Genomic DNA, 17,954 nt, shown 5'->3' with positions numbered 1-17,954 from the left:
GTCTGAGTCTGTCATGTCCTTGCCAAAACCGAATTGGGGATGGGCTTCGCTGCCATTCCTTCTGTTGATCTGGATCGCCCTGGCCAGTCGTTTTCCCACTTACATCCTGCCGCAGCCCTGGGATGTGGCGCGCGAAGCGGTGCGCTGGCTCAGCGACAGTTCGCTGTGGCAGCACCTCAAGGCGAGCGTCCTGGAAGAGGTCGGCGGATTCTGTGCAGCCGTGATTGTCGCGATTCTGTTGGGCACGGCCGGAGGATTGTCTTCACGGTTTCGCGATTTCATTTCGCCGCTTAACAGTCTGTTCATGGCGATCCCGCCCATCGCCTGGGCGCCGCTGATCATGATCATTTTCGGCCTGGGTTATGTGTCCATCGTGCTGGTGATTTTCATCGCCGCGGTGTTTCCCATGGCGGTGACCATCCAGGAGGGCGTGCAGAGCATTCGCGGCGGTGAAGTCCGGGCGGCGCGGACCTTGGGCGCCAGCGCCTGGCAGTTGCTGGCCCACGTTTATCTACCCGCTTCATTGCCCTTCGTGACAGCAGCCCTGCGCATCGGTTTCAGCCAGGGTTGGCGAGCCTTGGTCGCCGCGGAAATGATCGGCGCGTCCCAGGGCATCGGCTGGATGGTCTCCACCGGTGGGCAGATCGGCAACAGCAGCCAAGTGCTGCTGGGCATCGTGCTGATCGGCCTGATTGCCTGGCTCATGGAGAGTTTTGTGTTCCGGCGCATCGAGCGTCACTACCAGAAATGGCGCGTGCAGTAGCAGCTGTCGAGCAACGCGAGGTAGCGTCCGGCGGCGCAGCCTTCGTAAACCCTGCATACGCGGTCTGCCTGACACACCGCATAGGCTGATTTTACGACGGCTGCGTCGCCGGACGCTGCCTCGCGGTGCTCGACAGCTGCTACAGAGCGTGTTTTGAAGCCTTTTCATCCACTGCACGAGGTGTCATGTGAGTAACGTTTTCGATCCCCGGGAAGCCGGGCATTACATCGCCCCCCAAGGCCTCTACGAACGCAACAAGAAACGCCCGTTCCTGGGCCACATCGACTGTGACCGAGACACGCTGATTGCCGGGCAATGGGATGAAATCACCTTGGTCTATGAGGTCGGCGGCAGTGGTTTGGCGGACGGCGCCTGGCTGAAACTGGCGTTCAAGTTCTACTCCGACTGGGCCTTGTTCCAGACCTCGAATCCGGCCGGTCCCAACTACGTCAGCGCCGAGTATCAGGCGGGTGACCTGGTCCCCGGCCAGAGCCAGGCCACCGTGCAGCACCTGAAAGTGCGCTTCGACCAGAAGGGCCACGAACGGCCGTTCCAGAAAGCGATCATCATCGACATCATCGACGGCTACCTGAATCCCGGCGACAAAATCACCATTCGCCTGGGCGACCGTCGCCAGGGCGGCGCGGGGACGCGGGTGCAGAGTTTCGTCGAGAAAGACTTCCGTTTCCGGCTGTTTATCGACCCGTTGGGCAGCTCCAAATTTGCCGAGGTGCCGGGTGATCCGTTGCTGAACATCGTGCCGGGGCCGCCCCAGAGTGTGCAGCTGATTGTGCCGCGCCTGGTCAGCGCCGGTGAGGCGTTCGATGTTTTGCTGCGGGTGGACGATGCCTGGGGCAACACATGCCGCAACCTGCCGCTTAACGGTGTCCTGACCCTGGTTGATCCTGAGGGCGGCGAGCGCCAACAAACATTCACCTTGGCGGCTGAAGGCTGGGCGACGGCGCGACTTGAGGGTTTTGATCTAGGGGCCGTGGGCGAGTGGCGCTTGTCCGCCGGGGTGCAGACGCCTGGCGTGCGAGGCGCCCAGGCCTTCGTCACCGTTGACCCGGCCGGCACGGCATTGCGGCCGCTGTACGCCGACCTGCATGTGCATTCCGATGACACCGTGGGCACCAATGACACGCTCTATAACCTCAGCTACGGTCGCGATGTAGCCGGTCTCGATGTCCTCGGCTACACCGCCAACGACTTCAATATCACCGAGCAGCGTTGGGATCAGGCGGTGAAGCTGATCCACGAACTGAACGAACCCGGTCGCTTCGTCTGCTACCCCGGCACCGAATGGTGCGGCAACTCCTGCGCGGGCGGCGACCGCAATGTGGTGTTCCTGCATGATCGCAAACCCGGGTTTCCGTTCGACAATCAAGGACGACTGGTGCGCTCCTTCGAATGGAACGAGTTCACCGCCGGCACCATCAAACCGGGCGCCTGGCCGGTGGACGAGTTGTACGCCGCCTATGCGAAAGACCCGGAAGGTCACCTGATGATGCCCCACGTCGGCGGGCGCCGCTGCAACCTCGACTGGCACCACCCGGAGCTGGAACGCTTGATTGAAGTCGGTTCGGCGTGGGGCCAGTTCCATTGGGTCTACGCCGAAGCCCTTCAGCGTGGCTATCGGGTGGGCGCCGCGGCGAACAGCGATGAACACCAGGGCCGTTGCGGTGGCGGGGTACCGGCCACGGCGGTGTTTGGTTCTCGCGGCGGGTTGACCGGTGTGGTTGCCGATGGCTTCGACCGTGCCAGTGTCGGCAAGGCCCTGCGTGCCCGGCGCACCTTTGCCACCACCGGCGAACGTTCATTCGCCAGCCTGCGCCAGGGCCGGCATTTCATGGGCGAAGTGTTCACGGCGGATTCGAATGCAACCCTGGACTATCGTTTGCTGGGCGAGGCGGGCTGGGAGCAGGTCGATCTGTTCGACGGCGAGACGCTGATCTGGTCGCGCAACCTGCACCAGGAACTGGGTTTTTCCGCCCAACGCATTCGCTTGCGCCTGGGTGGCGCGCGGATCAAGGATCGCTATCGCGGTGCCTACTGGACTGGCGAGGTCCGGGTGACCGGGGCGGTGATCAATGGTTTTCGCGCCTTGGGCCTCGATCACCCGGAGCAAACCGTCTGGCGCAAGGACGCCACGACTCTGGCCTTTCGCACCGACACCAACGGCGACACCGACAGCATCGAAATCGACCTGTCGCAACTGGCCGGCGCGACGTTGCAGGTCCGCAGCCGCATCGACAACTACATCAAGGTCGGCGACCCGTCCGAACCGCAACCCTACGTGCATGCGCCGACGGTGCTGATGGAACTGTCCGGTGAAGCCTTGCTGGCGCAATCCGAAGTCATCGAAGAGTTGCAGGGGGCCGAGTTGAAAGTCTCCCTGGAAAGAACCACCGCCGCGCCGCTGCCCCGTGAGCTGCAAGGCAAGATCGAGCTGGCGCAACTCAATCTGCAACCGGGCCGCGAGCATCCGTTGTTCATCTGTGCGCGTCAGCGGGATCAGTCCCGGGTCTGGACGTCGGCGTTGTTTCTGACGCTGTCCTGACGCCGGAGGTTCTGGCTAGAGTGTGCCGTCGGCTGTCGCTGGCGGTTCACTGACGGGGCTTTCCGCCAGTTCAAGGGGGATTTCCAGGGTGAATACCGCGCCCAGTTCAGGCCCGTCGCTGTGGACGTTCAGGTGCCCGTTCATTTCCACGGCGGCGAGTGCGCAACTGTGCAGACCAAAACCGTGGCCTTCCTTACGTGTCGTGAAACCATGGTTGAAGATGCGCGACAGGTTCTCGGCGAGAATGCCTTCCCCCTGATCCTTGACGCTGAAACGCAGCGTTGTACGGTTGATGACGCTGACACTCAGGGTCATTTCCCGCTGCTGCTCGGTGACCTTGGACATCGCATATTTGGCGTTGCTGATCAGGTTGATCAGGATCAACAGCAACCGGTGCTTGTCGCCAATGATGGTCGGCACGTCGTGGTAGTCCTTGACCACCGTGACATGGTGCCGGCTCAAGGCGCCGGAGTTCATCCGCAACGCGTCATCAAACAGACTGATCACGTTCAAGGGTTCGACCACTCGGGCCGCGCCGGCGTAGGCCTGCTGGGTGGAAACGATGTCCTTGATGTGGTCGATACTCTTGGTCAGTTGCGACAGCTCATCGACGATGCCGGATTGCTCGACCGCGATGGAATCTACCAGTTGATTGAAGTACAAGGGCAACAACTTGCCTTTCTCATCGTGGGTGATGAATTGCCCCAGGTCCTCGGCATGCGCATTCATCATGTTGACGGCTTTGCCCAGGCCCAGGGTATTACTGGTGGACAAGCGATGGGCGATCACATCGGCGGAGACGTTCACGCTGTTCAACACATTGCCGACGTTGTGCAGCACATTGGTGGCGATTTCCGCCATGCCGGCCATTCGCGCGGCATCCACCAGCTCGCGCTCGGCCTCGATCAATTCCCGGGTGCGTTCTTCGACGCGCTGTTCAAGGCGTTCATTGGCGGTTTGCAGTTCGTTGTTGATTTTGTTGATCACGGTGTAACTGCGAATCAAGCGAAAGGCCAGGTACACCAACAGGAACGCCATGATGCTCGCGCAAATGGCCAGGTAAATATGGTATTGGCGGTCCTGGGCTTCCGTTCGCCGCTGGGTTTCGTTCAATAACTCATTGATGCTGTCCAGTTGTTGCGCGACGGGAATCACATTGATCCGGTCGAGCAGGTCATTCACGATCGGTTGTTCCCGCACGATAGTGTTCACGTGGGTGACATACGTATCGAATGGCGCCCGGCGCTCGGCAGGGAGCTGGCTCATGTACTGATTAAGGATGCTCAGTTGGCTATCAAGGGCCTGGGCGTTGTTGCTGGAGGCATACAAGGCGTATTCGAGGGTGGTCAGGGTCAGGTTCAGAATGTTCCAGGAGTTGGTCAGGTATTCCAGCTGTTGTTTATCGGTAATGTCTTCCAACAGGTCTTGCACCGAGTCTTCTACCTCGGGCAAGGCATCCAGGGCGGCGCGTAGCGCGGTGTTGTGCTCCTTGAATTGATCCACCAGCAGCGTCTTGTTTTGTACGGCATTCAAATAACCCTGGCGGCGATCATTCCATAAAGTGGCCAGTGGACCGGAATTGTTCAGTTTGTCCAGTTGATCCCATCGATTACCGGATTCGGCCGGCGCTCCCAATTGCAAACTGCTGTTAATGCCGATTTTCGCCCTGAGGATTTTCACCGCCCAATTGGCATCCAGTTGCTTTAGTTGACGAACAAAGTCCCGGGATTCGAAATAAGTTGAGGTTTCATAGGAGTACGACTTGATCAGCAGGAATATCAGCGCCGCGAAAACAGTCAGTGTTATGGCGGTCAAGCCCGTCCATGTGTAACGGCTGCTGATTTGCATAATTTTTTTCAACTCCCTGAAAACGGTAAATACCTATGCAAATGCCATCGTTGTGCAGATTCTAGTCGTGCGTTGGGAAACTGCTTGCGGCGACAGTGAAAAGCCCCGAGGCCTTAAAAAAAGGCGTCGGGGCTTTTTAGTGCTTTCTTGAAAACAATGAAGACCCCTGTGGGAGCGAGCCTGCTCGCGAAAGCGGTCTGTCAGCTAATACTGTTGTTGACTGACACGACGTCTTCGCGAGCAGGCTCGCTCCCACAGGACTGTGTGGCGGGGTTACGCGCTGGGCTTGAAGGACAAGATATCCAGGTTCTTTTTGCGAAAACTGCTCTGCGGGGTCAGGCGGAAATACCATTCCCGCAGCCAGCAGGCGACTTTCGATTCAGCCTGTTCGATGCCACTCATAAACCGCGCAGCCTTCACCACCCCGTTGGCGCGCGGATGGCGAAACGCCTGGTACTGCGCCAGCGCGGCATCCAGGTCGGGCGTTTGCGCCAGGTAGTGCGCCAGCACCACGGCATCTTCAATCGCCTGGGCCGCACCCTGGCCGAGGCTCGGCAACATGGGATGCGCCGCATCGCCCAACAGCACCACGTGGCCATCGCAGAACTGTTCCACCGGGTCACGATCCCGGGCCTGCATTTTCAGGATCGCACTTTCGGGCGTGGCGACGATGGCCGCGATCACTTCCGGCGCCCAGCTGCTATAGGCGTCGAGCACTTCCTGTTTGCTGATGCTCAACGCGGCATCCGCCGCATTCTCGTGGTTGCAGGTGCCCCACCAGTAGGCCTGGCCGTCGCCCACATCGCAGAGCCCGAAGCGTTTGCCACGACCCCAGTAATGCGCGACGTAGCCTTCGGTCATCGCCGGGTGGCTGAAGGGCACGATCGCCAGCCAGGCGATGTAACCGCAGGGCCGCGTCGGTGTGTCGCCGAGCATCTGCTGGCGGATCACCGAATTCAGGCCGTCCGCGCCAATCAGCAAATCCGCCTGGCGGGTGCTGCCGTCTTCAAACGACACCTGCACGCTATCCGGGCGATGGGTATAGCCCACGCAACGCAACCCGGTGGTCAGGGTGTCCGGCGTCAACTGTTGGGCCAAGGCCCTCAGCAGGAGAGGGCGCTGGATATTCACGCTCGGGTGCCCCAATTGCTCGCCGATCTCGTGGATCGGCATACGCGTGATGGCGTCGCCGTTCTGTTTCTTGAAATGAAACTGTTTGATCACCTGGCCGGCTTGTTCCACCGGGACGTCGGCGTCGATTGAATGCAGGGCCGCCATGGCGTTGGCCATGATCGACAGGCCGGTGCCACCGGTGCGCAGGGTCTGGGCCGCTTCGAAGACCTCGACCTGCCAACCCGCCCGTTGCAGCGCAATGGCGGCGGTGAGCCCGCCGATGCCGGCGCCTGCCACAATGGCTTTCTTGAGTGCTGTCATGCCGTTCCACCTGTATCGAGCCCGGAGTGACCGGGCGTTGAGTTGTGACCGTCGGTGACGGCTATGCGAATGCAGCCACGGTGCCGGCGCTTTTCACCCGGGCCGCATCAATGCGTGCCTTGATGACCTCGCCGACCCGCTGGATATGCGGTTCGCGCATCATGGTCAGATGGTCGCCCTCGACGGCGATGCGCTCCACATGCGGCGCCACCGTGCGCCAGCCGCGATACGGATCGCGGAAGGCCGTGCCGACCAGTTCATGGGGGGCTTGCAGCACATCCGGTAATTCGACGTCCGCCGCGAACAGCGTCAATGGCAAATCCAGGGGCGGGAAGCGGTAGTCCAGCAGCGACTGCCAATTGGCATGAAACACCCGATACAGCTGATCGAGCGTTTGCAACGTGATGCTCCCGTCGAAAATGCCCTGGGCCACGCCGTGCTGCTTGATCGCCTCGAAAGCTTGCAGGTCGCTCAGCGGCGCGAAGTCCAGGGCGTGGTAGCCGTAGTCTTTCTGGCCGTCGCCGCTGAGCAATTCCCACATAAACCAGTTCATGAACTCGCTGCGTTCAATCTGCACCTCGCCCTGGCTGACCCGCACGATGGTGTCGAGCAAGAACACGTTATGCAGACGCCGACCCCGCCGCTTCAACTCGCTCGCCAACTCGTAAGCGACCACGCCGCCGTAGGACCAGCCGCCAATGTTCAGCGGGCCGGTGGGCGCGACCTGCTCAATCGCATCGGCGTAATGCATGGCCTGGGCCTGCACCGATTGCAACGGTTCGCGACTGTCCCAGGTGCCCGGCGCCTGCAGGGCGTACAGCTGAACCCGGTCCTTGAGCACCCGCGCCAGCGCGGCATAACACAGCACGTGCCCGCCGATGGGGTGCACCAGGAACAGGGTCGGCACACGCTTGGCGTTTTTGAAGTCCACCAGCGCGCCGGTTTGCCCGTGACCGGCCTCGCTTTGCTGCAACACCTGGGCGAATTCGGCGATGGTTGGTGCCTGGATAAAGTCGGACAACGACGGCTCGCAGCCCTGATGCCGGGCCAGCATCGCAATCAGCCGCACGGCTTTGAGCGAGTTGCCGCCCAGTTCGAAGAAATTGTCATGGACGCTGATGTCTTCCAGCTCCAGGGTTTCCTGCCAATAGGCCTGCAACAGGTCTTCCCAAGTATTGCGCGGCGCGGTGAAGGGCCGCTGCAACGTGGTTTGCACGTCGACCTTTTGCAAGCGCTGGCGATCGATCTTGCCGGTGGGGCCAAGGGGCAATTTACTGATGCTGACCAGCGTGGTCGGCAGCATGTAGTCGGGCAGCGTCAGGCGCATTTCGGCCTTGAGGCGATCCAGGTCCAGCTCACGCCCCGGCATCACCTGAACGAAACCGACCAGATAGCGACCGCCATCCGCCGCCTGCTTGTCGATCACCGCCACTTGCTGAATGTCGGCGCCAAACTGAGGCGAGCCGAGCATGGCCACTTCGATCTCGCCCAACTCGACGCGATAACCGCGAATCTTCACCTGCGCGTCGCTGCGACCCTGATAGATCAGGTCGCCCCAAGGCAGGTAAAAGCCGACGTCGCCGGTCTCGTATAACCGGCGGTTCTCGCCTTCCAATTCACGATAGACAAAGCGTTCGGCGGTCAGGTCCGGTTGATTCCAGTAGCCGTTGGCCAGGCACAGGCCTTCGATAAACAGGTCACCGCTGACTCCAACCGGGCAGGCATTGCCCGTGGCATCCAGCACATGCATGCGCACCCCATCGATCGGCACACCAATCGGCGGCATGTTCGGCCAGTCTGCGCTGGCGCCTTCAAGCCGCAGGCTGGTGACCACGTGGGCTTCGGTCGGGCCGTAATGGTTTTCCACCCGGCAATCGTCGAGGCCATCGATCAGGTGGCGGATTTCCGCGGTGATTTTCAACTGCTCGCCCGCCACGTTGATCTGGCGCAGCGAAGCGGGGCGGATACCGAGTTGCATCGACACCTCGGCCAAGCCCTGGAACGCGACGTAGGGCAGGAACAGCCGATTGATATCCTGGGCGCCGATAAATTTCAGCAGCCGGATGAAGTCGTAACGCAGCGCTTCATCGATCATTACCAACTCTGCACCGCTCGACAGGGTCGAGAAGATTTCCTGGAACGAGACGTCGAACGAAATGGGCGAGTATTGCAGGGTCTTCAGCGGTGCATTCGTGGCGTCCTGCTGGCGGGTTTGCCAGCGGATCATATTGCCCAATGCGTGATGCGGCATGGCGACGCCTTTCGGCCGTCCGGTGGAACCCGAGGTATAGAGCAGGTAAGCGTTATCGTCGCCGGCGATGTCGGCCGCGATCGAGGCGACCCGCTGATGACAGCGCGGCAGGTTGCCGTCGAACTCGGTGACCACGCCGTCCCAATGCCGCCGCTCGACCTGACTGGCCAGAGTCGCCACCAGATTGGTCGAGCCATCGCCGGACAGCACCAGGCGCGGCTGTGAATCGTCGAGGATCAGGCGAATGCGGTCCTGCGGGTAACTCAGGTCAATCGGCACATACGCAGCGCCAGCCTGGATCACCCCCAGCAGGGCGATGATCAGCTCGGGGGAGCGGGGCATCATGATCGCCACCCGATCACCCGGACCAATGCCGCGCTGGTGCAGCCAACTCGCCAATTGGGCGCTGCGGTTCGCCAGTTGCCGGTACGAGAGTCGGGTCTGGCCAAAGCTCACGGCGACCTTCTCGTCATGGCGGGCGAAGCTGTCCAGCAACAAGGTCGAGAGGTTGCCGTGGGTCGCTGGCAACCTGTGCTCGATGCGCGGCATCCAGTCCGGGATGCGCGGCGGCGCGTCGGGGTTGGCGATCATCAGTTCCAGGGTGCGCAGCATGTAATCGGCGTAGACCTCGACCTGACTGGTGGCGACGCGTGCGGTGCAGTAATCGGTTTTCAGCATCAGCGAGCCGTTGGACGGGTGGCGGCCTGCGGTGGTCAGCAAGTCATAGTTGCTGGCTTCGGTGGTTTCCCAACCGGTGAGGATCTCTTCCCCCGGCGCCAGCAGGTCGTTGAGCACGTAGAAGTCCACGTAGTTGAACACCACGTTCAGGGCCACGTCGGTTTCCCGGTGAATCAGCGCGAACGGGTAGCGCCTGTGAGCAAACACCTGTTGCTCCTGGCTCATCAGCCCGCGAATCACCTCAAGCCAATTAGCGCCCAGGGTGCTGAAGCGCAGGGGCAAGCTGTTGAGGAACAACCCCAGCACCTGGGCGCTGTCGGCAAACTCCGGGCGACCATGACTGATCACGCCGCACAACACTTCTGGCTGATTGGACACGATGGCTTGGGCAAAACCGTGGGCCGCCAGCAACACGGCGCGCAAGGGCAGGTCCTGGTCGCGGCAGAACGCTTCGAGCCGGGCCACGTCGGCGGCGGGCATCTCCCTGTAGGCGGAACGGTGCGGCGTCGGGTCCGGGGCCACCGCGTGGGTCCAACTGGTCATGGACGCGGCGGGCGCGTCGTGCAGGTAGTCGCGCCAGAATTCACGGTGGGCCTCGTTGGCCATGGCTTCCTGTTCCAGCACGATAAAGTCGGCGGGTGTGGTGGTCAGGGCCGGCAACGGGGTTTCGGAGGTGTAAAGCGTGATCAGATCGCGCATCAGGGTCGCCACACTCCAGCCATCGAGAATCGCGTGGTGGAAACTGAACACCAGATCCATGTCGTCCGCGCCCGCGGCTACGGCGAACTGGTACAGCGGCGCCTGGTGCCAATCCTCACGGTGACGCTTGCGTTCCTCGATGTAGCTGGCGACCGCTTGCTCGCGATCAGCAGGGCTCGGTGAAACAATCAACTGCACCGGCGATTCCACCACCGAATGCACCCGCGCCATTGGCACTTCGGAATGGCCGACGTCGAACGACATGCGCAGCGCCGGGTGACGCTGGATCAAGGCGCGACAGGCCCGGTCCCAGTTTGCGGCGTCCCATTTCAGGCGCAGGCGATAGCGGAAGATGTCGTGATAGATCGCCGAATCCGGGTGCATCATCGAGTGGTAGATCATCCCGACTTGCAGTTGCGACGCGGCAAACACGTCATCGAATTGACCCGCGCTGGCCAGGCGAATCGCCTCCGGCACCTGGGCAAACGGCGCCACATGTGCCAAGGGTGCAAGGGTGGTGGAAGTGCCGCCCTGGGCTTCAACGCTTTCGGCCAGTTGAGCGATGCTCGGGTGCTGGTAAATCTGCGCCAGCGTCAACGCGATCCCTTGTTCACGGGCCTTGACCTGCAAGTGAATGACTTTCAGGGAGTCGCCGCCGAGCATGAAATAGTTGTCGTGGATGCCCAGTTCCGAGCGTTTGAGGTTGTCCCTCCAGAGTTCGGCCAGCACGTGTTCCAACGCCGAGCGCGGCGCCGTTGTATCGCGGCGGCCCAAGGCTTCGTCGGGCTCGGGCAGGGCCTTACGGTCGAGCTTCCCGTTGACGTTCAACGGGAATTGCTCAAGCTGGATCAGGTGCCGGGGCACCATGTAGTCGGGTACTTGCTGGAGTAAAACGGCCTGCAATGCCGTGGGTGATAGCTCGAATCCCGGCTCGCCGACAACGTAGGCGCACAGCCAGGCATCGCCTTCGGACTGTTGACGGGCAATCACCACCGCCTCCTTGACCCCTTCGCACGCCACCAGACGCGATTCGATCTCGCCCAACTCGATGCGCAGGCCACGAATTTTCACCTGGAAATCATTGCGGCCCAGGTATTCGAGGCTGCCATCCGGTAACCAGCGGCCCAGGTCGCCGGTTTTGTATAGGCGCGCCTGTGGATCGGTGTGGAATGGATCGCGAATAAACCGTTCCGCCGTCAGCTCGGGGCGATTCAAATAACCTCGCGCCACACCGATGCCGCCGATGTGCAGCTCACCGGCGACGCCGGGCGGTAAACGTTGCAGGTTTGCGTCGAGGACGTGCATTTGCGTATTGGCGATGGGCAGGCCAATCGGCACGATGCCGCTGTGCACCCCGGGCCGGCAATGCCAGGCCGTGACGTCGATGGCCGCTTCGGTGGGACCGTAGAGGTTGTGCAATTGCACCTGCGGCAAGCGGTCGAAAAAGCGCTCCTGCAAGGCATACGGCAACGCTTCGCCACTGCACAGCACTTGCTTCAGCGCCGGTAAACGCCGGGGTTCGACCTGGTCGAGAAATACTTGCAACATCGACGGCACGAAATGCAGCAGCGTGATGCCGGCGCTCGCCATGATGTCCATCAAGTAGGCAGGATCCTGATGCCCGCCAGGCGCCGCCACCACCAGTTGCGCGCCGCTGAGCAGCGGCAGGAAAAACTCCCACACCGACACATCGAAACTGAACGGAGTCTTCTGCAGGATGCTGCTGTGCTCATCGACCCCATACGCGTCGCGGGCCCACAGCAAGCGGTTGACCACCCCGTCATGCTGGTTCATCACGCCTTTGGGCAGGCCGGTGGAGCCGGAGGTGTAAATCACATAGGCGAGGTGTTGCGGAGTCAGGCCGAGGATGGGGTTTTCATACGGTTGCCGGGCGAGCTGTTCGTGGTCGGTGTCGAGACACAACACCGGCACCGTTACGTCGGGCAGGCTGGCCAGCAAGGCGCGGGTGGTGATCAGGGCGGCGGGCGTGCTGTCGCTGAGCATATGGCTCAAGCGGTCGGCGGGATAACCCGGATCCAGCGGGACGTAGGCGGCGCCCGCTTTCAGAATGCCCAGCAGACCGACCACCATCTCCAGACTGCGCTCCACGCAAATGGCCACGCGGTCGTCCGGACGAATGCCGGTTTCCAGCAATGCGTGAGCCAGCTGATTCGCCTGGCGATTCAGTGCGTCATAGGTCAGCGATTGCTGTTCGAAACGCACGGCGATCGCACCCGGGCGAGCAGCCACCTGAGCCTCGATCAACTGATGCAGCATCGGTGTCTTCGGGTAATCAAGCTCGGTGCGATTCCACTCATCCAGCACCTGGCGTTCGGCGTCCGGCATCAGCTCCAGGGCGTTGACTGGTACGTTGAAGTCAGCCGCCACGCTGTGCAGGAGACTCATGAACCGCTGTTGCAGCGCCTCGATTTGCGGGGCGTCGAAGTACGCCTCGTTGTAGATGAAATGCATCCACACATCGTCGTCCGGCCCAGCCTCACGCACGTGCATTGCCAACGGATTCTGTTCGTAGCCGTTACTGAGCTTGACCGGATGCGCGAGGGTGGCGTCGTACCACGTGTCCTGGTCTTGCTCGAAGGACAACACCAAGTCGAATAATTGCCGCCGCCCCAGGTTCTGCAAGCCGAGTTCACGGTTCAGTTCGCTCAACGGATAACGCTGATAGCGGTAATCCTGCTTGAGTGTCAGGGCAATTTGGCCGACCAGTTCGCTGAAAGTCAGGTCGGTGCCGAGGCTCAAGCGGACCGGGCTCATGCCAACGAACAACCCGACCGTGGACTTGTGTGCGGCATTCGCGCGGTTGAGGATCGGCAGGCCGATCACGATCTCGTCGCGCTGGGCTACGCGGGCGAAGTAGCTGTACAGCGCGCCCAGCATCACATGGAAAATCGACCCCTGGCCGCTGGCTTTCGTCAGTTCGCCGAGACGGTTGTACAGCGCCCGGGGCAAGCGCCAGGTGTGGTTCTGGCTCGGCGCCAGGCCTTGTCCGACACGGCTTTCAGTGCGAGGCGCGAGCAAGGGTTCGGGCAGCGTGCGGTACTTTTCCAGCCAGTACTGGCGTTGGCGCTGCAACGCCGCCGAGGCTTTTTCGCTGCCCTGCTGTTCGAGATAGGCCTGATAGCTTGGCGCCGGCAGCATCGGTTCCGCGGCGGTATAGGCCTCGCTGATGGCCTTGCCAATCATGGCAAACGACCAGCCATCCACGATCAGGTGATGGCAATTGAAGAAGAAGTAATACAGGTCTTCCCGCACCTTGAGCAGTTCGGTGCGATACAGCAAACCGTCGTCAAACGAGAACGGCGTTTGCAGGTTTGTTTCCAGCAGCGCCAGTGCGGCAGCCTCGGGATCGGCCTTTGCGGAGACATCGATCAAGGAATACGCCGCGCTGACCGAGGCCAGGAAGCGCTGGCGCGGCAACGGATGATCCACCGAACCCGGCACCAGTTGCGTGCGCAGCGCATCGTGGCGACTGACCACCTGATCGATCGCGTGCTGCATCCGGATGGCATCCACCGCGCCGTTGATCCGGGCATAACCGCCGATGTTGTACAGCGGCGAGTCTTCGTGCAGTCGCTGGTCCAGCCAGATATCCAGTTGCGGGGCCGTCAGCGGGTAAAGCAGGTCACTCGAAACGGGCTTGGCCTGAGTCATGAAGTTCTCCGTGGGCCGGGCCCATAACTGATTAATTGCGTGACAACCGAGGCTTCGCGCAGGCGTGGCGAAGCAACGGAGGTCAGGAGTCCGTTGCTGGGATCAGCGGTTAAGGTGTGTCTGGGTAAAAACCGGTTACGCGACGCGGTACGTCTTCACTCGAGCGAGTGCGAGTGCCTCGACCTGCAGTGCGGCCGCTTCACTGGCGCTTTCGCCGCTGGGAATCAGGGCACGGTAGCGAGCGCAATTGATCAGCACCTCGGGGCTGGTCAACACCTTGTCCAGTGCCTTGGCCAGCGCTTCGCCGGAGGCCGGAGGCGATAAGCTCACGCCGCACCCCAGACGCTCCATGCGCGCCGCGTTGTCGAACTGGTCATGGGCAAACGGCGTCGCCACTTGCGGTACGCCGGCAGCCATCGCCAGTGCCGTGGTGCCGACGCCACCGTGGTGCACCAGTGCGGCGGTGTGGGGCAGGATGCGGCTCATCGGCACATAGCGGCGCACCAGGATTTGCCCGGCGGCGGCCATTGCCGTGTCCACCGGTTGTCGGGTCAGGAACACGCCACGGCGGTTGACCGCTTTCAGCGCAGCCACGGCAGCGGCGAAATATTCTTCGCCATTGACTTGGGTCGAGCCGGGCGTAAACACCACCGGTGATTCTTCGCGGAGGAAGTCGTCCAGTTCGCTGTCGGGGGGCTGGAATCCGGATTCGTCGAACAGCGGAAAACCGGTCAACACGGTGTGGCTCGGCCAGTCCGATGCCACCTCGGCGAACCACTGCGGGAACAAGCCCAACACCCCGTCGGGTGAGCAGATCCATTCGCTGATAATCCGCTTGGTCGGCGGCAGGCCCAACTCCCGGCGGAAGCGGTTGAGTTCCGGTTTCATGAGCCCATCGAGAAAGGCCCGCTCTACCAGACGCAGCACCAGGCGTTTCACCGGGGTAGGCACAAAACCTGGCAGATTGGTGCCCGGTGGATGCACCGAGGGCGAAGCGGCGGACCAGAAACCGAACGGCGAGACCTGCGCGGTGATTAGCGGGATACCGCGTTTTTCCTGGAGCAGACGGGCTGAAAACGCCCACAGGGAACCGAGCATCACGGTCTCGTCGTCACACGCGCCTTCGAGCAACTGGTATTGTTCGCGCAGCGTGCTGGAAACGGTTTTCCAGAGGGTGGGCAGCGACGTTCGCGTGCGCCACAGCGCCGGGTCGGCCATGACCGCTTCATAGTCCTCGGCGGTACCCAATGGCAAAAAGGTAAAGCCGCAGCGCTCGATCAACGGCGCGAATGCGGCGCTGGCGCAAAAGGTGATCCGGTGTCCGCGGGCAGCGAGCGCGCGGCCGATACCGACAAAAGGATGAACGTCACCGGCAGAGCCGATGGCCGTAATGATCACATGCATAAGAATCCGTCCTGTTGAGTGATCTGGCGGTCGAGGCCTAGGCTGGGGCGGCGATCAGGTCGCGCGCCGAATAGAAGCCCAGCACCGTGCGTTTTTTCTCCCGGTATTCACAAGGCACCAGCGGCGTGCCCGGCAGGTCGGAAGTGAAGGAGGGGTGTTTGACAATCATTTTCCTGCCGCCCGCGCGTAAGCGAACGTATTCACCCGGTTCGAATGTGTTCATTTTCATTGCCCTCACAATGCAACATTCAGTCGTTCGGCCCAGCCTCCGCCCAGCGCCTTGTACAGCCCGACCTCAGAGGTCAGCTGTGCGAGCCGGTCGGTGATCAGCGTTTGCTGGGCACTGAACAGGGAGCGTTGCGCGTCGAGAAAGGTCAGGTTGTTGTCGACACCGATGCGATAGCGACGCTCGGCCAACCGGTAGTAATCCTGGTTCGCCTGGACGAGGTCGCGTTGCGCGGTCAGTTGTTCGCTGTAGGTCTTGCGCGCCGCCAGGCCGTCGGAGACTTCCTGGAACGCGGCCTGGATTGATTTCTCATACTGCGAAACCCGGATGTCTTTCTGGATCTTCGAATAATCCAGGCTCGCCCGCAGGCTGCCGGCATTGAAAATCGGCAGATTGATTTGCGGCTGGAACAGCCAACTGCCAGAGCCACCCTTGAACAGCCCGGACAGTTGCGAGCTGGAGGTGCCCGCGTTGGCCGTCAGGGTGATGCTGGGGAAGAACGCAGCACGGGCGGCGCCGATGTCGGCATTCGCGGACTTGAGCAGGTATTCGGCTTGCAGGATATCGGGACGCCGTTGCAGCAGGTCCGATGGCAACCCGGCCGGTACTTCGCTGAGCAGCTCGGAGGCGAGGGGCAGGCCAGGCAGGTTGTCCGGCACAGAGGTGCCGACCAGCAGCGTCAGGCCGTTCATGTCTTGCGCCACTTGCCGTTGAAACTTCGCCAGATTGGCCCGGGCACCTTCGACGGTGGTCCGGGCCTGGCTGACGTCCAGCGCGGAGGCCACGCCAACGGCATTGCTGCGGGTGGTCAGGCGCAGGCTTTCTTCATAAGACTTGAGGGTGTCCTGGGTCAGCACCAACAATTCCTGGTCGGCGCGCCAGGTCAGGTAAGCCGTGGCCACATTCGCCACCAGGCTCAATTGCGTACTGCGCCGGGCTTCTTCGCTGGACAGGTAAACCTGCATGGCTTCCTGACTCAGGCTGCGGATTCGCCCGAACAGGTCCAGTTCATAGGCGCTGATACCCAGGCCCGCCGAGTAGGAACCGCTGGTGACCGCTTCGCCAGTAGGCGACAGGTCGCCCGGCGTGCGCTGGCGCGTACCGGAACCGCTGGCGGACACCGCGGGGTACAAGTCTGCGCGCTGGATCTGGTATTGCGCCCGATAGGCCTCGACGTTCAACGCCGCCACCCGCAGGTCGCGGTTGTTGCTCAAGGCACTCTGGATCAGCTGCTGCAACGCCGGATCGCGAAACTGATCGCGCCAGCCTTGTTCGGCCGCATTCCCATCGGCCTGGGCCGGCGCGTAGGCGGCGCTTTGCGGGTACTGCGGGGCGACTGGTGCGGCTGGCCGTTGGTAGTCCGGTATTAACGAACAACCGCCGAGAACAAACGCAACGGCCGCCAGGGACATCGGGGACTTGCTCATTGACCAGCCTCATCGTATGGGAGTCGGGGGCTTCGCTTTAACGGAGAAGAGTTCGGGGCATTACGCCCCGATCATCCATTTGGCCAGGCCGTGTCGACCGCTCACGCCAAGCTTGGCCGCAGCCCGCTTGAGGTAGGTTTCGACGGAGCTGTTCTTGACGCAGAGTTTTTCCGCCATCTCCGGCACGGTGCCGCCGGTCAACAGCCCCAGGCACACCTCTTTCTCCCGTGCCGACAAGGCCACGTCACACAGGGTCAATCGTTCGTTGAAGTCCCGTTGCAGGGGTGTTTGCTCAAAGGCGACGACAGGTCGCGCCATTGGGCTGCCGGTCTTGCGCACGTTGACCTGACGACTGATCCGCGCATGCCGCTCGACCAGCGGCAACAGCGTCTCTGAAAGGTTTTTCAGAAACGACAGTTCGCTCAGGGAAAAGTCACGGTCCAGCAACGGTCGGTGCAACGAGATCACGCAACGCCGATTACCCTTGCCCGAGACCAGGCTGCATTGATGGGTCGCGTTGCTGAGTTGATAACCCTTGGCGTCCATCATTGGCGCGTTCATGTGAATCAGGATGGAATCGTCCACTTCAAGAATCCTTTGCATGAGTGGGTGTTCGTCTCGCTGCCGGGGGGTGATGGAACAAGGGAGGGAGGGCGACGCGATGTCCTCTGGGAGGCCTGCGGTGCCGAGGGATTGGATGTCGATGACGCTTCCCTGGCTGTCGTCTGTTGTCCATTCGCTGAGTTCGACCAGGCTGACGGACACTGATGTCCCGATCAGTTGGTGCATATTCGCAACGAAGTGTTCATGCCCTACGCTTGAAATCAGTTTCCCTAGTTCGAAATAGATATGCGGATTCTCTATATTTCGTACGCTACTGATTCGATTCATAAGCCTGCATACCAAAATCGCTGGTTGACCTGGTTTCCGACCGCCCGGTCGAAAATAACCCTGCCCCCATGTCAAATTTCCACCGTTGCGTTTCATTGATT

At 61.5% G+C, this 17,954-nt stretch carries 9 protein-coding genes; 2 read left to right on the top strand and 7 right to left on the bottom strand.

Annotated features, from left to right (window positions below):
• The first annotated feature begins 13 nt into the window (after window positions 1-13).
• Window positions 14-763 (top strand): ABC transporter permease, encoded by a 750-nt coding sequence (locus ACIQY3_RS09425; RefSeq protein ID WP_403018823.1) that lies wholly within the window; start codon window positions 14-16, stop codon window positions 761-763.
• Between the two features lie 187 nt (window positions 764-950).
• Complete coding sequence (locus ACIQY3_RS09420; protein ID WP_403018822.1) at window positions 951-3,323, top strand: hypothetical protein; 2,373 nt, start codon at window positions 951-953, stop codon at window positions 3,321-3,323.
• Window positions 3,324-3,338: 15 nt separating this feature from the next.
• On the opposite strand, the gene ACIQY3_RS09415 is transcribed toward ACIQY3_RS09420, so the two are convergent.
• From ACIQY3_RS09415 to ACIQY3_RS09385, 7 genes are all read right to left on the bottom strand, one after another.
• Window positions 3,339-5,171: a DAHL domain-containing protein gene (locus ACIQY3_RS09415; RefSeq protein WP_403018820.1), complete on the bottom strand. Its 1,833-nt coding sequence runs from the start codon at window positions 5,169-5,171 to the stop codon at window positions 3,339-3,341.
• A 273-nt stretch (window positions 5,172-5,444) separates the two neighbouring features.
• Window positions 5,445-6,605 (bottom strand): FAD-dependent monooxygenase, encoded by a 1,161-nt coding sequence (locus ACIQY3_RS09410; RefSeq protein WP_403018819.1) that lies wholly within the window; start codon window positions 6,603-6,605, stop codon window positions 5,445-5,447.
• Window positions 6,606-6,666: 61 nt separating this feature from the next.
• Window positions 6,667-13,905 carry an amino acid adenylation domain-containing protein gene (locus ACIQY3_RS09405; RefSeq protein ID WP_403018818.1) on the bottom strand — a complete coding sequence of 2,413 codons (7,239 nt, stop codon included), beginning with the start codon at window positions 13,903-13,905 and terminating at the stop codon, window positions 6,667-6,669.
• 135 nt (window positions 13,906-14,040) lie between these two features.
• Complete coding sequence (locus tag ACIQY3_RS09400) at window positions 14,041-15,309, bottom strand: glycosyltransferase (protein ID WP_403018817.1); 1,269 nt, start codon at window positions 15,307-15,309, stop codon at window positions 14,041-14,043.
• 37 nt (window positions 15,310-15,346) lie between these two features.
• Complete coding sequence (locus tag ACIQY3_RS09395; RefSeq protein ID WP_054049663.1) at window positions 15,347-15,532, bottom strand: hypothetical protein; 186 nt, start codon at window positions 15,530-15,532, stop codon at window positions 15,347-15,349.
• Between the two features lie 11 nt (window positions 15,533-15,543).
• Complete coding sequence (gene adeC / locus ACIQY3_RS09390; RefSeq protein WP_403018814.1) at window positions 15,544-16,962, bottom strand: AdeC/AdeK/OprM family multidrug efflux complex outer membrane factor; 1,419 nt, start codon at window positions 16,960-16,962, stop codon at window positions 15,544-15,546.
• 60 nt (window positions 16,963-17,022) lie between these two features.
• Window positions 17,023-17,853 (bottom strand): helix-turn-helix transcriptional regulator, encoded by an 831-nt coding sequence (locus ACIQY3_RS09385; protein ID WP_403018812.1) that lies wholly within the window; start codon window positions 17,851-17,853, stop codon window positions 17,023-17,025.
• Between the last annotated feature and the right edge of the window lie 101 nt (window positions 17,854-17,954).

The organism is Pseudomonas sp. NPDC096950, from assembly GCF_044762525.1.
Lineage (GTDB): Bacteria > Pseudomonadota > Gammaproteobacteria > Pseudomonadales > Pseudomonadaceae > Aquipseudomonas.
This window is presented reverse-complemented; position numbering and strand designations above follow the sequence as displayed.

Excerpts from the sequence above, each read along its gene's own strand:
- ACIQY3_RS09425 (WP_403018823.1), top strand. The coding sequence starts at position 14 with ATGTCCTTGCCAAAACCGAATTGGGGATGGGCTTCGCTGCCATTCCTT.
- ACIQY3_RS09415 (WP_403018820.1), bottom strand. The coding sequence starts at position 5,171 with ATGCAAATCAGCAGCCGTTACACATGGACGGGCTTGACCGCCATAACA.
- ACIQY3_RS09410 (WP_403018819.1), bottom strand. The coding sequence starts at position 6,605 with ATGACAGCACTCAAGAAAGCCATTGTGGCAGGCGCCGGCATCGGCGGG.
- ACIQY3_RS09405 (WP_403018818.1), bottom strand. The coding sequence starts at position 13,905 with ATGACTCAGGCCAAGCCCGTTTCGAGTGACCTGCTTTACCCGCTGACG.
- ACIQY3_RS09400 (WP_403018817.1), bottom strand. The coding sequence starts at position 15,309 with ATGCATGTGATCATTACGGCCATCGGCTCTGCCGGTGACGTTCATCCT.
- ACIQY3_RS09395 (WP_054049663.1), bottom strand. The coding sequence starts at position 15,532 with ATGAACACATTCGAACCGGGTGAATACGTTCGCTTACGCGCGGGCGGC.
- adeC (WP_403018814.1), bottom strand. The coding sequence starts at position 16,962 with ATGAGCAAGTCCCCGATGTCCCTGGCGGCCGTTGCGTTTGTTCTCGGC.
- ACIQY3_RS09385 (WP_403018812.1), bottom strand. The coding sequence starts at position 17,853 with ATGAATCGAATCAGTAGCGTACGAAATATAGAGAATCCGCATATCTAT.